The organism is Serratia sp. CY37869 (genome assembly GCF_052168895.1).
GTDB lineage: Bacteria > Pseudomonadota > Gammaproteobacteria > Enterobacterales > Enterobacteriaceae > Serratia > Serratia ureilytica.
On the sequence record NZ_JBJNLU010000001.1, the window covers coordinates 293,565 to 308,489 of the forward strand.

At 60.3% G+C, this 14,925-nt stretch carries 15 protein-coding genes; 8 read left to right on the forward strand and 7 right to left on the reverse strand.

Translation table 11 applies throughout. From position 1 onward, the window contains the following. The first annotated feature begins 15 nt into the window (after positions 1-15). Entirely contained in the window at positions 16-2,211 is a 2,196-nt protein-coding gene (locus ACJ8J1_RS01495) for a TonB-dependent receptor (protein ID WP_033644008.1), read from the forward strand. A 69-nt stretch (positions 2,212-2,280) separates the two neighbouring features. Here the strand turns inward: ACJ8J1_RS01495 and ACJ8J1_RS01500 are convergent, their stop codons facing one another. Then, positions 2,281-2,496: a hypothetical protein gene (locus ACJ8J1_RS01500; protein WP_033644007.1), complete on the reverse strand. Its 216-nt coding sequence runs from the start codon at positions 2,494-2,496 to the stop codon at positions 2,281-2,283. Positions 2,497-3,355: 859 nt separating this feature from the next. Between ACJ8J1_RS01500 and ACJ8J1_RS01505 the strand changes: the two genes are divergently transcribed. Continuing rightward, complete coding sequence (locus ACJ8J1_RS01505) at positions 3,356-4,432, forward strand: AI-2E family transporter (RefSeq protein ID WP_033644006.1); 1,077 nt, start codon at positions 3,356-3,358, stop codon at positions 4,430-4,432. A 43-nt stretch (positions 4,433-4,475) separates the two neighbouring features. Here the strand turns inward: ACJ8J1_RS01505 and bcp are convergent, their stop codons facing one another. Next, positions 4,476-4,940 (reverse strand): thioredoxin-dependent thiol peroxidase, encoded by a 465-nt coding sequence (bcp, locus tag ACJ8J1_RS01510; RefSeq protein ID WP_033635500.1) that lies wholly within the window; start codon positions 4,938-4,940, stop codon positions 4,476-4,478. Between the two features lie 2 nt (positions 4,941-4,942). Next, the gene (locus ACJ8J1_RS01515; protein ID WP_369795937.1) at positions 4,943-5,548 is read right to left on the reverse strand and encodes a glycine cleavage system transcriptional repressor; all 606 of its coding nucleotides are present in this window, start codon (positions 5,546-5,548) and stop codon (positions 4,943-4,945) included. 110 nt (positions 5,549-5,658) lie between these two features. Between ACJ8J1_RS01515 and dapA the strand changes: the two genes are divergently transcribed. The 6 genes from dapA (at position 5,659) to ypfH (ending at position 12,451) form a co-directional block, all read left to right on the forward strand. Further along, positions 5,659-6,540, forward strand: a complete 882-nt coding sequence (gene dapA, locus ACJ8J1_RS01520; protein ID WP_033644005.1) for a 4-hydroxy-tetrahydrodipicolinate synthase — start codon at positions 5,659-5,661, stop codon at positions 6,538-6,540. A 16-nt stretch (positions 6,541-6,556) separates the two neighbouring features. Continuing rightward, on the forward strand, positions 6,557-7,609 hold the full coding sequence (gene bamC / locus ACJ8J1_RS01525) for an outer membrane protein assembly factor BamC (RefSeq protein WP_033644004.1): 1,053 nt from the start codon (positions 6,557-6,559) through the stop codon (positions 7,607-7,609). A gap of 170 nt (positions 7,610-7,779) precedes the next feature. After that, positions 7,780-8,493, forward strand: a complete 714-nt coding sequence (purC, locus tag ACJ8J1_RS01530) for a phosphoribosylaminoimidazolesuccinocarboxamide synthase (protein WP_033644003.1) — start codon at positions 7,780-7,782, stop codon at positions 8,491-8,493. A 209-nt stretch (positions 8,494-8,702) separates the two neighbouring features. Then, positions 8,703-9,572 carry a KPN_02809 family neutral zinc metallopeptidase gene (gene ypfJ / locus ACJ8J1_RS01535; protein ID WP_033644002.1) on the forward strand — a complete coding sequence of 290 codons (870 nt, stop codon included), beginning with the start codon at positions 8,703-8,705 and terminating at the stop codon, positions 9,570-9,572. Positions 9,573-9,628: 56 nt separating this feature from the next. Next, positions 9,629-11,641 carry a tRNA(Met) cytidine acetyltransferase TmcA gene (locus ACJ8J1_RS01540; protein ID WP_033644001.1) on the forward strand — a complete coding sequence of 671 codons (2,013 nt, stop codon included), beginning with the start codon at positions 9,629-9,631 and terminating at the stop codon, positions 11,639-11,641. A 120-nt stretch (positions 11,642-11,761) separates the two neighbouring features. Continuing rightward, on the forward strand, positions 11,762-12,451 hold the full coding sequence (gene ypfH, locus ACJ8J1_RS01545) for an esterase (protein WP_042785172.1): 690 nt from the start codon (positions 11,762-11,764) through the stop codon (positions 12,449-12,451). Between the two features lie 30 nt (positions 12,452-12,481). Here ypfH and ACJ8J1_RS01550 read toward each other — a convergent pair whose 3' ends face one another. The 4 genes from ACJ8J1_RS01550 to ACJ8J1_RS01565 are packed head-to-tail and all read right to left on the reverse strand — an operon-like array spanning position 12,482 to position 14,851. Then, the gene (locus ACJ8J1_RS01550; RefSeq protein ID WP_004941720.1) at positions 12,482-12,667 is read right to left on the reverse strand and encodes a YpfN family protein; all 186 of its coding nucleotides are present in this window, start codon (positions 12,665-12,667) and stop codon (positions 12,482-12,484) included. A gap of 2 nt (positions 12,668-12,669) precedes the next feature. After that, the gene (locus ACJ8J1_RS01555; protein WP_033643999.1) at positions 12,670-13,344 is read right to left on the reverse strand and encodes a M15 family metallopeptidase; all 675 of its coding nucleotides are present in this window, start codon (positions 13,342-13,344) and stop codon (positions 12,670-12,672) included. Then, positions 13,341-14,468, reverse strand: a complete 1,128-nt coding sequence (gene dapE / locus ACJ8J1_RS01560) for a succinyl-diaminopimelate desuccinylase (RefSeq protein ID WP_033643998.1) — start codon at positions 14,466-14,468, stop codon at positions 13,341-13,343. Before dapE ends, ACJ8J1_RS01555 begins: the two co-directional genes overlap by 4 nt. Continuing rightward, positions 14,465-14,851 carry an ArsC family reductase gene (locus tag ACJ8J1_RS01565; RefSeq protein WP_033643997.1) on the reverse strand — a complete coding sequence of 129 codons (387 nt, stop codon included), beginning with the start codon at positions 14,849-14,851 and terminating at the stop codon, positions 14,465-14,467. The genes dapE and ACJ8J1_RS01565 overlap by 4 nt, the downstream gene beginning before the upstream one ends. Between the last annotated feature and the right edge of the window lie 74 nt (positions 14,852-14,925).

Genomic DNA, 14,925 nt, shown 5'->3' on the forward strand with positions numbered 1-14,925 from the left:
ATTCATGAGTGAATTATGCACAACACCAGTACAACGAATTCCCCTTTACGCAAAACGCTGCTGGCGCTGGCTATCGGCGCGCTGAGCCAAGGCGCGCTGGCCGCAGACGGCGACGCCAAGAAAAACCAGGAGGACACCCTGGTCGTCCGGGCCGAAAAACACGCCGATTTCAACTCCGGCGGCAATGATTTGGTTCCCGCCTACCTGGATGGACAGGTTGCCCACGGCGGCCGCCTGGGAATGTTGGGCGAACAGAAAGCGATGGACGTCCCGTTCAACGTCATAGGTTATACCGCGAAGCTGGTACAGGATCAGCAGGCGAAGACCATCGCCGACGTGGTCAGCAACGACGCGGGTGTGCAGGCGGTGCAGGGATACGGTAACTTCGCCGAAACCTATCGCATCCGCGGTTTCTCACTGGACGGCGACGACATGACGATGGGCGGGCTGCCGGGCGTGGTGCCGCGTCAGGTGATGGATACCCAGATGCTGGAGCGGGTAGAGATCTTCAAAGGGGCGAACGCCTTGCTGAACGGCCTGGCTTCCAGCGGCGTTGGCGGCATGATCAATCTTGAACCGAAACGGGCGGAAGAAACGCCGACCACTCAGATCGGCCTCGACTACACCTCCGATTCTCAGGTGGGCGGCAAGCTGGATCTGGGCCGCCGTTTTGGTGACGACAACCAGTTTGGCGCTCGCGTCAACCTGGTACACCGAGAGGGGGAAACGGCGGTTGAGGATGATAAGCGGCGCACCACGCTGGCATCGGTCGGGCTGGACTATCGCGGCGATCGTTTCCGTTCATCGTTGGACTTCGGTTATCAGAAAAAGACCTTCCATGGCGGAACGATGGGGGTCAACATCAGCGGCATCGATGTGATACCCGCAGTGCCTGACACCCGTAAAAATTACAGTCAGCAGTGGGGCTACAGCGATATCGAGAACGAATTCGGCATGGCGAAAGCGGAATATGATTTAACCCGCGACTGGAAGGCCTATGCCGGGTTGGGTGCGCAGCACGGCCATGAAACCGGCGTTTACAGCGCACCGAAGCTCATCAACGCCAACGGCGATGCCACGGTTGGGCGTCTGGACACCAATCGCATCATCGACGCTTTCAGCGGCATGGCGGGGCTTGAGGGCAAGTTCACGACCTGGGCGGTTTCGCATCGGGTCAACGTCGGTTATTCCGCGCAGATTAAACGCGACAAAACCGCGTGGCGCATGTCTGCCAACAATCCGACGACCAATATCTACGATAACCATGATGTCGCAATACCGGACAACGCCTATTTCGGTGGCAACTACAGCGATCCGCTGACCACGGCGCGCAACCGGACGCAGGGCTGGTTGTTCAGCGATACGCTGGGCTTTTTCGGCGACCGGGTGTTGTTAACGGCGGCCGCGCGCCATCAGAAAGTGGTGGTGCGTAATTACAGCAACGCCACCGGTCTGGAGGATACCGCCTCTCGTTATACGCAAAGCCGTTGGATGCCGACGTTCGGGCTGGTCTACAAGCCGTGGGAAACGGTGTCGCTTTATGCCAACCATACCGAGGCCTTGCAGCCTGGCGGCATCGCGCCGAAAGAGGCGGCCAACTTCGGGCAAAGTACCGGTATCGCCCGTTCCAAGCAAAATGAAGTGGGGGTGAAAGTTGATTTCGAACGCGTGGGCGGCTCGTTGGCGCTGTTTGAAATCAAAAAGCCGGCCACCATGATCGACAGCAACAACTACTACACGTTGAACGGCGAACAACGCAACCGCGGCGTGGAGTTGAATGTGTTCGGCGAACCGGCATTCGGCCTGCGCCTTAACGGCAGCGCTACCTGGCTTTCGCCTGAGTTGACCAAAACCCAGGGCGGTCGTAACGATGGCAAAGACGCTATCGGCGTAGCGCACTTCTACGCGGTACTGGGAGCGGAATACGATATCAAGCCAATCGATGGCCTGACGGCAACGGCGAAAGTGCGGCATACCGGTTCGCAATATGCCGACTCTGCCAATACCAAAAAGCTCGATAGTTTCACGACCCTGGATCTCGGCCTTCGCTATCGCATGCGTTTGAATGAGGATCAAAACACGCTGGTATGGCGTGTGGGGTTGGACAACGTCACGAATGAGAAGTATTGGTCCGGCGTAGAAAGCAATGGCACTTACGTCTTCCAGGGACAGGCGAGGACGCTGAAAGCGTCGGTAACTTACGACTTCTAATCGATACAGAAACGACGGCGTCCCACATGCGATGGGACGCCGGTTCCTTTGCCACCGGGAGGGCGTTTTTCAGCATGACCGGTGGGTGAGTACGCTGATCAAATCCAGCGCGTCGTCCGCCGCCGCGATTTCGCTTTCGCTGAGCGCCTGTCGTTCGATGAAGCATTCGATAGCTTCCAACAGGGAGAAGACGCTGATTTCATCCCCTATCTTCACGACTTCGCAAACGCCACGCCCGATTGCCAGACAGATGGCTTCATCAAATTCACACGGTTTGCTGTTCATCTTTCCCCCTTACGGCATTTGGGATGATATCGGCCATGCTACCGGTTTTTGCTCGACGGCTGTCTGACGAAAATCCCATTTTTTCGTTGCTGCAGAATGGCTCACGATCGCGTGCGTTGGCGAAATTCTGATTTCCTGACGGCGGTCAGATTTCCCTTGAGACCGCCTGAGCGGCGCGGTATTGTCGCCAAATGACGACAATACCGCCTCATTGTCCGCATAAAAAATTTATGACGTTATCATCCCTTCATCCCGCTGCCGTGCGGGATTTTTTTATGAGGTTTTTCTCAAAGTGCGGAGAACCTCGACGCGATCGCTTGCCATGCTCTGGGAATAATCCTAGCTTGAAATAGTCATTTAGGGTTAGCAATCCCTCATGACCTCCTTGTAATACTTGATGCACCAGAACGTTTTCTCCCCCCGCTTAGGCGGGGGTTTTTAATGGTGTGCATCGGCATAGGCCTTCAACGTAAAGAACCGACAGAGTTCGTGGCGATAATCGGTTTACGCATCATCAAGGGACAGGACAATGAAAAATGATCTGGCGGCGGCGATCGCCATCGGCTGTGTGTTGTTGTTCGCATTGGCGGTCGGTTCGCCGCTCTCCATCAGTGCCTCGCTGTAATCTTCTGCGGCCCCGCCCGGGGCCGTTCACCGACTCTGACGCGGCGTCTGCGGATTTTTGCGCCGATCGCCCACCGGCGCGATAAATTCAGCCAAATCGCTGTTGATGTATGGCGAACTTTGAGTACTCTGAGTGCTTTGCACACCCCCACGTGCGACGTTCTATCTATGCTTTAATCAGGCCCATCACAGGAATCGCCATGCCCGCCCGTCAAATCTCGAGGAGCCCGCTCTGATGCTGGAGATGCTATTACAGTGGTACCGCCGCCGTTTCACCGATCCACAGGCTATCGCGTTGCTGGTGATCCTGGTCGCCGGCTTCCTCATTCTCTATTTTCTGCACGGCATTCTGACCCCGTTGCTGGTCGCCATCGTGCTGGCGTATCTGCTGGAGTGGCCGACCGCGCGCCTGCAGCGCATCGGCTGTTCGCGCACCTGGGCGGCGAGCATCATGCTGCTGGTGTTCGCGGGCGTCGCCATGCTGCTGGTGTTCGTCGTCGCGCCGACCGCCTGGCAGCAGGGCATCAATCTGATGAGCGATCTGCCGGGCATGCTCAACCAGTTCTATAACTTTGCCGCGACGCTGCCGAAGCGTTATCCGGCGCTGGTGGATGCCGGCATCATCGACATGATGGCGGAAAATCTGCGCAGCCGGCTGTCCGGCATGGGCGAGTCGGTGGTGAAATTCTCGCTGGCGTCGCTGGTCGGCCTGTTGACGCTGGCTATCTACCTGATCCTGGTGCCGATGATGATGTTCTTCCTGTTGAAAGACAAAGAGCAGCTGCTGAACGCGGTGCGCCGCGTGTTGCCGCGCAATCGCGGTCTGGCGGGGCAGGTCTGGAACGAGATGAATCAGCAGATCACCAACTATATTCGCGGCAAGGTGCTGGAGATGGTGATTGTCGGCGTGGCGACCTACCTGGTGTTCGCCGTGCTGGACATGCGCTACTCGCTGCTGCTGGCGGTGCTGGTGGGTTTTTCGGTGCTGATCCCCTATATCGGCGCGGTGCTGGTCACCATACCGGTGGTGGTGGTAGCGCTGTTCCAGTGGGGCGTCGGCGCCGATTTCTGGACGCTGATCGTCGCCTATCTGGTGGTGCAGGGGCTGGACGGCAACCTGCTGGTGCCGATCCTGTTCTCCGAGGCGGTCAACCTGCATCCGCTGGTGATTATCCTGTCGGTGATCGTGTTCGGCGGAATGTGGGGCTTCTGGGGCGTGTTTTTCGCCATACCGCTGGCGACGCTGGTGAAGGCGGTGATTCACGCCTGGCCGGATGAACTGCGGGTCGAGGTGGAAGACAAGGCCGGCTGACGGAGGGAGACGAAGCGCAGCTGGCCGCTGCGCTTCGTGAGAATTACTGCTGCAGGTAGTTCAGAACGATGTCGTGGTGATTGGTGGTTTTGAAATCATCAAACACTTTTTCAATCTTGCCTTTGGCGTCGATCAGGAAGCTGATGCGATGAATGCCGTCATAGGTCTTGCCCATGAAGGTTTTCTCGCCCCACACGCCAAACTGTTGCGATACCTGATGGTCTTCATCAGACAACAGCGTGAAGTTGAGCAGCTCCTTTTCGGCGAAGCGCGACAGTTTTTCCGGTTTGTCGGTGCTGATGCCCAGCACTTCGACGCCGGCCTTTTTCAATTCGTCCATGTTGTCCCGCAGGCCGCAGGCTTGCACGGTGCAGCCCGGCGTCATCGCCTTCGGATAGAAATAAACCAATACTCGCTGTCCCTGGAAGTCGGCCAAATTAATTTCCTCACCGTCCTGGTCAGGCAAACTAAATTTCGGCGCTGTGTCACCGGCTTTCAATGGGCTCATCACTACTCTCCATCTTTCTCATCATGCTGTGGATAGTTCACCACGCTAATACTGCCTTGCGCGTTCAATTCTGTACATAGGCGATGGAAGGCTTGCTCAATATTTGAGGCGTCCCGATCGCCGGAACTGTGGGCGGTGATTTGAATATACAGCTGCGGCGGCAGGTCGCCGTCCGCTGGCTGCGTGCGTGAGACCAGCTCGGCGATATTCATCTGGCTGGAGTCGAACAGATCGGTAAAACGTTCGATGATGTGCGGCGAGTCCTTCACCTCGACCTGAACCCACACGGTGGCCGGCATCGGCGGCCTTTCATGCGAGTTTGTGCGCTTCATCACGATCAGCAGCTCCAGCTCCGCGCCTTTTTGCGGCAGGGTGGATTCGATCAGGGTGATGGCGTTCCAGCTGCCGGACAGCAGCATGATGAACGTGAACTCCTCTCCCAGCATGGCCAGACGGCTATCTTCGATATTGCATCCGCAACTGCTGACGTGGCGGGTGATGGTATTGACGATTCCGGGGCGGTCGGCGCCGAGCGCGGTAATCACGAGATAGTGTTCGTCTGACTGAGGCAAAATGGCGCTTCCTGTCGTGCTTAATGGGGTTACCATGGTAAACATAAAAAAAACCGCCTGCCAAGCGCTTACAACGCGGTTGTGCGCTTGCTTTTGGATAGGCAGCAAAAGTACCATGAGTGACTTGTTTGTGGAGGGGACGGCCAATGTTTACGGGAAGTATTGTTGCACTGGTTACGCCGATGGACGACAAAGGTGCTGTCGATCGCGCGAGCCTGAAAAAATTGATCGATTATCATGTAGCCAGTGGCACCGCGGCGATCGTTTCCGTAGGGACCACCGGCGAGTCCGCAACGCTTGCCCATGACGAGCACGTTGACGTGGTGCTGCAGACGCTGGAGCTGGCCGACGGCCGCATTCCGGTGATCGCCGGCACCGGCGCCAACGCTACCGCCGAAGCCATCGCGCTCACCACCCGCTTCGCCAACACTGGCGTGGTAGGTTGTTTGACGGTGACGCCGTACTACAATAAGCCGACGCAGGAAGGGCTGTATCAGCACTTCAAGGCGATCGCCGAGAGCACCGAGCTGCCGCAGATCCTGTATAACGTGCCTTCGCGCACCGGCTGCGACATGCTGCCGCCGACCATCGCTCGGCTGGCGAAAATCAAGAATATTGTTGCTGTAAAAGAAGCGACGGGGAACTTAAGTCGCGTTAGTCAGATCCAAGTGCTGGTTGACGATGAAGACTTCATTTTGCTGAGCGGCGACGACGCCAGCGGGCTGGACTTCATGCAACTGGGCGGCAAAGGGGTGATTTCCGTGACGGCCAACGTGGCTGCACGCGAGATGGCGGAACTTTGTGCGCTGGCGGCGCAGGGCAAATTCGCCGAAGCGCGCCGCTTAAATCAGCGCTTGATGCCGTTGCATCAGGATCTATTTGTAGAAGCAAACCCAATTCCGGTGAAGTGGGCCTGTAAGGCGTTGGGATTGATGGCAACCGATACGCTGCGTCTGCCGATGACGCCGTTGAGCGAAACCGCCCGCCCGGTGGTGGAGCGCGCGCTGAAAAGCGTCGGTTTGCTGTAACTCTAAGGGAAATTTGATGGCTTATTCATTGCAAAAGTCGACGGTAGCAAAAGTAGTGGGCATCTCTTTGGTGATGATGCTGGCGGCCTGCAGCAGCGATCAGCGCTACAAGCGCCAGGTCAGCGGCGACGAGGCTTACCTCGACGCGGCTCCGCTCAAGGCGCTGAACGCGCCGTCCGGCATGATCCTGCCGGTGCAGAGCGGCAACTATGACGTGCCCGCCACGACGCTGCAAGGCAACGTCGGCAAGCAACTGGACATTCGTCCGCCGGTGCAGCCGTTGGCGCTGCTGAGCGGTTCTCGCGCGCAATACGCCGGCGACAGCGGCACGCTGCTGCTGGAAAACAGCCCGCAGAACCAAAACCTGTGGTCGCGCGTCGTCAGCCTGCTGCAGGCGAAGAACATCGCGATCGCTTCCCGCCAGGACGCCGGTCAGACCCTGACCACCGACTGGGTGAAGTGGAACCGTCTGGACGAAGACAACCAGTACGAAGGCCGTTATCAGATCAGCGTGCAGCAACAAGGCTACCAGCAGGCGCTGGTGGTGAAAAGCGTTGGCCTGCAGCAGCAGGGCAAGACCGAACAGGTCACCGATCAGTCTGAGATCCAGCGTTACAATGGCATGATGATCAACACCCTGATCGAAGGTCTGGACAAGCAGGACAATCTGGCGAGCAGCCAGACCGCCAGCCGCTTCGGCGCGCTGGACGTGCAGAGCGGCGCCGATGATACCGGCCTGCCGATGCTGGTCGTGCGCGGCCCGTACACCGTGGTGTGGGATCGCCTGCCGCCGGCGCTCGAAAAACTGGGGATGAAAGTGGGTGACCGCAGCCGTCCGCAGGGCACCGTCGCCGTGACCTACAAGTCCCTGAGCAGCAGCGATTGGGATGCGTTGGGCGTCAAGGATCCTGAGCTGGCGGAAGGGGATTACAAGCTGCAGGTCGGCGATCTCAACAACCGCACCAGTCTGCAATTCATCGATCCGAAAGGCAAACCGCTCACCCAGTCGAAAAACGACGCACTGGTGGCGGCATTCCAGTCTGCCTTCAGTAAAACCAGCGTTAAATAACCAAAAAGGGGCTTCGGCCCCTTTTTGTTTTGTCTATACGGTATCGTTTGCGTCGCAGGTTTGGCACAATAGTGCCCGGCACGCCAAAGAATTCATTAGGTCAATTCTATACCCCCTAATTTCGGGCCGCGCTCGGGAGACAACGGGGATACATCACTGGAGTAAGTAAGATGCAAAAGCTAGCTGAGCTGTATCGCGGAAAGGCAAAAACCGTTTACACCACCGAGAATCCCGATCTGTTGGTGTTGGAGTTCCGCAACGATACGTCAGCACTGGATGGTCAGCGCATTGAGCAGTTCGATCGCAAAGGCATGGTGAACAACAAGTTCAACCATTTCATCATGAGCAAACTGGAAGAAGCCGGCATCCCGACCCAGATGGAGCGTCTGCTGTCCGACAACGAAGTGCTGGTGAAGAAGCTGGACATGGTGCCGGTGGAATGCGTGATCCGCAACCGCGCCGCCGGTTCGCTGGTGAAGCGTCTGGGCATCGAAGAAGGTCTGGTGCTGAACCCGCCGCTGTTCGATCTGTTCCTGAAAAACGACGCCATGCACGATCCGATGGTCAACGAATCCTACTGCGAAACCTTCGGCTGGGTGAGCAAAGAGCATCTGGCGCGCATGCGTGAGCTGAGCTATCGCGCCAACGAAGTATTGACCAAGCTGTTCGACGACGCCGGCCTGATCCTGGTCGATTTCAAGCTGGAATTCGGCCTGTTCAACGGCGAAGTGGTGCTGGGCGATGAATTCTCGCCGGACGGCAGCCGTCTGTGGGACAAAAACACCCTGGACAAGATGGACAAAGACCGCTTCCGTCAAAGCCTGGGCGGGCTGATCGAAGCCTACGAAGAAGTGGCGCGCCGCATCGGCGTGAAGCTCGACTAAGCGTTGGCACCGCCATTCGGGGCGATCCGGCCGGATCGTCCCGCTGTTCTGCATTTTTCCAGAAAATTTCTACATTTCCTCCGCGGCAGACCATTTATAATGATGGATGCGAGATGACTAAAACCTATCCCACTCAGGCTTGAAGCTGCCTTTGCGCTTACCAACGCGCGGCATCTTCAACGAGCAGGGGAAATATCTGGAGTGTATTTATGCGTTGGCAAGGGCGTCGGGAAAGTGACAATGTTGAGGATCGTCGCGGGCAGTCTTCAGGTTTGGGCGGCGGTGGCGGCGGTTTCCGCGTGCCGGTGCGCGGCAAGGGTGGCATCGTCATTCTGGTGGTGGTGCTGGTGGCCGGCTATTACGGCATCGATCTGTCGCCGCTGTTGAACGGCGGTAATGTCGCTCCTCAGGGTCAACAACAGAGCGCCAGCATCAGTCCGAAAGACGATGAGCTGGCCAAATTCACTTCGGTGGTGCTGGCCTCGACCGAAGATAACTGGAAAGAGATTTTCCAGCGCATGGGCAAAACCTACCAACCGCCGAAGCTGGTGATGTATCGCGGCGTGACGCGCACCAGCTGCGGCACCGGTCAGGCGGCGATGGGGCCGTTCTACTGCCCGGGCGACAGAACGGTGTATATCGATCTGTCTTTCTATCAGGACATGAAGACCAAGCTGGGCGCCGGCGGTGATTTCGCTCAGGCCTATGTGGTGGCGCATGAAGTCGGCCACCATGTGCAGAACCTGCTGGGCATCGAGCCGAAGGTACGCCAGATGCAGCAGGGCGCCAGCCAGGCGGAAGTGAACCGCCTGTCGGTGAAAATGGAGCTGCAGGCGGACTGCTTTGCCGGCGTATGGGGCAAATACGCCGAGAAGCAGCAGATGCTGGAAGAGGGCGACCTGCAGGCGGCGCTGAATGCCGCACAGGCGATTGGCGACGATCGGTTGCAGCAACAGAGCCAGGGCCGCGTCGTGCCGGACAGCTTTACCCACGGCACTTCGCAGCAGCGCTACACCTGGTTTAAACAGGGCTTCGACAGCGGCGATCCCAATACCTGCAACACCTTCGCATCCCGTTAACACCTCACGTGCCGGAGCCTGACTCCGGCATTTTTTTCGAATTGAGATACAGCCTTATGCTACAGGCAGCGCAACAACTCATGCGGCGGCAGGGCATCCGGCGCCTGCTGGTGCTCAGCGGCGAACCCGAGTGGTGCCGCGAACAGGCGCAGCGGCTGGCGGCGACGTTGCCCGGCGACTGGCCTTGGGTCGGGGAGAATCCGCCGCCCGGTCAGGCGGCGTTGGCGAGCGGCGCGGTGCGTCAATTGCTGGGGCAGGAGCGGCTGCACGCAGTGTTCGATGCCGGTCATTCGCTGGACGTAGAGGCGCTGGCGGCGTTGAGTGGCGCCCTGCGCGCCGGCAGCTGGCTGCTGCTGTTGACGCCGCCCTGGCGGCAATGGGCTCAGTTGCCGGACGGCGACAGCCTGCGCTGGAGCGATTGCCCGCAGCCGATCACCACGCCGCATTTCATTCATCATCTGCAGCAGCATCTGACCGACGACAGCGAAGTGACGATCTGGCGGCAGGATGAGCCCCTGACGCTGGCCGCGCTGCCGGTGCGTGAAGGGTGGCAGCCGCCGGATGGCCGGCCGACCGAGGAACAACAGGCGATCTTGACGGCGCTGCTGCAGGCCGAGTCCGGCGTGTGGGTGCTGACCGCCGCCCGCGGCCGCGGCAAATCGACGCTGGCGGGCATGCTGGTGGCGCAGTCGCCGCTGACCTGCTGGATCACCGGGCCGAGCCGCGCCGCCACGGCGGTGGCCGGAGAATGGGCGCAGGGGCGCGCGCAGTTTTGGGCGCCCGATGCCTTGTTGGCGCAGTGCCGGGAAGGCGACGTCAGCGCCGTGGGGTGGCTGCTGGTGGATGAGGCGGCGGCGATCCCCGCGCCGCTGTTGCAGCAGTTGATCGGCTATTTCCCGCGCGTGTTGCTGACCACCACGGTGCAGGGCTATGAAGGCACTGGCCGCGGTTTTCTGCTGAAGTTTTGCGCCGGGCTGCCGGCCTATCAGGCGCTGAGCCTGCATCAGCCGATGCGTTGGGCGCAGGGGGATGCGCTGGAACGGATAACGGACAATGCGCTGTTGTTCAACGAGCTGCCCGCCTGGCCGGCGGATGGCCAGGCGATCGATTACAGCCAGGCGGAACAAGGCGAGCTGTGCGCCGATCCGCAGCGGCTGGCGCGTTTCTACGCCCTGCTGAGCAGCGCGCATTACCGCACCTCACCGCTGGATTTGCGCAGGTTGATGGATGCGCCCGGCATGCATTTTGGGCTGGCGCAGGCCGGTTTGGAGGTGGTCGGCGCCGTGTGGCTGGTGGAAGAGGGCGGATTGAGCGCCGAGTTGGCGCACGACGTGTGGGCCGGCCGCCGTCGGCCGCGCGGCAATCTGGTGGCGCAGTCGTTGGCGGCGCATGGCGGCCAATGGTGGGCGCCGACGCTGCGGTCTCGGCGCATTACCCGCATCGCGACGCTGCCGGCATTGCGGCGGCGGGGTATCGCGCGCCAGTTGATCGAGCGGCAACGCCGTCAGGCGCAGGGGCTGGACTTCCTGTCGGTCAGCTTCGGCTATACCGAGCCGCTGTGGCGCTTTTGGCAATCCTGCGGTTTCGAGCTGGTGCGCATCGGCAGCAAGCCGGAGGCCAGCAGCGGCTGCTATACCGCGATGGCGATCTTGCCCCTGAGCGAGCAAGGAGAGGCGCTGCGGCACGCGGCGCACAAGCATCTGGCGCGCGACTGGCCCTGGCTGCGGCAGCGTATCGAGCTAACGCTGGCGATCCCGGGCGACGATGGCGATACGTCGCTCGGCGAAGAGGACTGGCGCGAGCTGGCCGGGTTCGCTTTTGCCCATCGGCCGCTGGAGGCCAGCCTGGGGGCGTTGCAGCGGTTGCTGTTGGCCAGCAGTCTGCCGCTGCCCGCACTGCGCGGCCATCTGCAGCGGCGGCACTCTCCCGCGGAGTGCGCAGAGCGGGCGGGCGTCAGCGGCCAGAAAGCCTTGCTGCGCCATTGGCGGCACGAAACGGCGCAGGCGCTGGAACAGCTGAATGCGCAGCACTGCCGCTACTGGCGCGACTGGGCGCAGTCATTGCAATAAATTGAAGAACTTGCTCAATAAAACCCGATTTTCCCGATTTCTCAGTGGCGTATAGTGGCTGTCAGCGGTGCGGCGACGACAGTCGCTGCGTCAGGTTTGGTTACTATTAAGGAGTCATCGATGAAACATGAGCATTTCGTTGTCCAAAGCCCGGCGACCCCGGCGGCGCAGCTGATCTTGCTGTTTCACGGTGTCGGCGACAACCCGGTGGCGATGGGGGAGATCGGCAGTTACTTCGCCAAAGAGTTTCCCCAGGCGCAGGTGGTAAGCATCGGTGGCCCCGCAGCGTTTGGCAACGGCGCCGGCCGCCAGTGGTTTTCGGTGCAGGACGTGACCGAAGAGAACCGCGTGGCCCGCATCGCAGACGTAATGCCGCAGTTTGTGGCCGTGGTGCGCCATTGGCAGCAGCTGAGCGGCGTTGGCTATGCCGGCACTGCCCTGGTGGGGTTCTCGCAGGGAGCGATCATGGCGCTGGAGGCGTTGAAGGCGGAAACCCGCCTCGCCGGGCGAGTGGTCGCGTTCAGCGGGCGTTTCGCCCAGTTGCCTGAGCAGGCGTTCGGCGACAGCGTGGTGCATTTGATCCACGGCGAAGAGGACGCGGTGATCGCGGTGCAGCATGCTCACGCGGCGGCGGAGGCGTTGCGGACCAACGGCGCCGATTTCACGCTGGACGTGGAACAGGACGTTGGGCATGCGATCAACCAGGGCATGATGAACGCCGCGCTGGAAAGGTTGCATTACTATGTGCCGCAGCGCTACTGGGACGAAGCCTTGTCCGGCAAGCGCGGCGAGCTGATCGCCTTCCGCTAAAAATTCAGGGCGCCGATGAGCGCCCTGATATCACTTCTTCTTCGGCCAGTCGTCTTCGTCATCCCACTGGGCGTTGTTGTCGCGGTGCGGCGGTATCTCCGGCTTGTTGGCCAGATAGCTTTTGACGTCAACGCGGCGCAGTTCCTTGATGCCGCTGACGACCATCCCCACCAGAACCAGCAGGATAATCCACCAGTAATCAGCTAACCATTGCATAGCTACTCCTTTCCTTTACTGCGTATAAAACGCGAAAAAATCGATGGCAGATGGCGTTCGAGCCATTCGGCACCGGCGACCTCCTTGTCTTGCCAGGCCGCCAGCAACAGCGCCGGCGTCAGCAAGTGTTCGGCTTCTTGCGCCAGCGGCCGGTAGCTCAGATGCCACGGCTCCACCGCTACGCCGCCGCAGTCTTCGGTGAAGGGGCGGTAGAAACCGAATTCGGCCATATGCGCCGTCAGCCACTGGTTAAGGGGCGCAAAGTAGCCGCCTTCCTCATATTCCCACGGTTCCAGCTGCAGCTTTTGCCCTTCCGGCAACAGCGACGGATCGTACACGTCCAGATCGCTGCCCCAGTGGTGGCGGCTGGCGCCCGGCAGAGCCGACCAGCGCAGGATCGCCTCACAGCGCTCGGCGGCGGACAGCGGCGCGACGTCGATCGGTTGACTGTCCTTATCTAATACTGGCCGCTGGCCGCAGAATTTGCCATTCCAGATGGCCAACTGCCGGTCAAAATCGCGGAAGGTGCTGGCGGGCTGGAGATCGAATCCCGCCGCACGCGCCGCCTGCTGCATCGCCAGAAACGCGTTGACGGCTTCCGGCTGCAGCCGATGGTTGCCGCTCAGCGGCGCCAGGTGCTCGGTCGAGCGGCCGGTGAGCATTTCTGCGTTGATCATGCGATCAATTGCTCCATGATGCGTTGATACATGCGGCTCAGCAGCTGCAGATCCGCGGCGTTGACGCATTCGTTGACCTTGTGGATGGTGGCGTTGACCGGCCCCAGCTCCACCACCTGTGCACCCATCTGCGCGATGAAGCGGCCGTCGGAGGTGCCGCCGGTGGTCAGCAGCTGCGGCGTCAATTCAGAATAGTGCTCGACGGCGTTGACCACCGCATCCACCAGCGCGCCACGCGAGGTGAGGAACGGCTGACCGGACAGCCGCCATTCGATGCTGTAATTCAGATGATGGCGTTCCAGCAGCTCTTCCACGCGCTGCTTGATCATCGCGTCGGTCAGTTCGGTGCTGAAACGGAAGTTGAACTGCACGTAGAAATCGCCTGGGATCACGTTGTTGCTGCCGGTGCCGGCCTGCACGTTGGCGATCTGCATGCTGGTCGGCGGGAAGAACTCGTTGCCGCGATCCCATTCGATCGCCACCAGTTCATTCAGCGCCGGCATGGCGCGGTGCACCGGGTTGTCCGCCAAATGCGGATAGGCGACGTGCCCCTGTACGCCGTGGATATGCAGGTTGGCGGTGATGGAGCCGCGACGGCCGTTTTTCACCACGTCGCCGACGCGCTCGGTGCTGGACGGCTCGCCGACCAGGCAGTAATCCAGCCGCTCGTTGCGCGCCATCAGCGCTTCGACCACTTTAACCGTGCCGTGAGTGGCGCTGGCTTCTTCATCCGAAGTGATCAGGAATGCCAGACGACCCCGGTGATTCGGGTTGGCGGCGACAAAGCGTTCCGCGGCCACCACCATCGCGGCCAATGACCCTTTCATATCCGCCGCGCCGCGGCCGTACAGCATGCCGTCGCGGATCGCCGGTTCAAATGGCGGGTTGTCCCAGCGCTTTTCATCGCCGGTCGGCACTACGTCGGTGTGCCCGGCAAACGCCAGGGTTTGCCCTTCGCCGCGCCAGGCCCAGAAGTTTTGGGTATCTTCGAAGTCCATTGCTTCGACGGTGAAACCGATCGCCTGCAGGCGATCGATCATCAGCTGCTGGCAGCCTTCATCATTTGGGCTGAGGGAAGGGCGTTTGATCAGTTGCTGAGCCAGTTCGATAACCGGGCAAGTCATACGGCGACCTCGGCGATAAATTGCTGGTAAGCGTCGGCGTTGAAACCGAGCAGGGTGCGCCCGTTGCCGGCGTCCAGCAACGGGCGTTTGATGATCGCCGGCTGCGCCAGCATCAGCGCGATGGCGGCGTCGGCGTTATCGCAGGCGTTGCGCTGCGCTTCATCCAGCTTGCGCCAGGTGGTGCCGCGGGTATTGAGCAGCGGCTCCCACCCCAGTTGCGCGACGAAACCGCGCAGCCGTTGTTCGTCCAGGCCGTCGGCGCGATAGTCGTGAAAATGATAGGCCACGCCCTGATCTTCCAGCCAGCGGCGGGCTTTTTTGATGGTGTCGCAGTTTTTGATGCCGTACATCGTCAGCGTTGTCTGTTGCGGTTTGTTTGCCATGGCGTAAAGCTACCTGTCTCGTCGAGTCGATACTGAGCGGCGTGGGCGATCTTTGGCCCGCTAGCCGCCCGGCG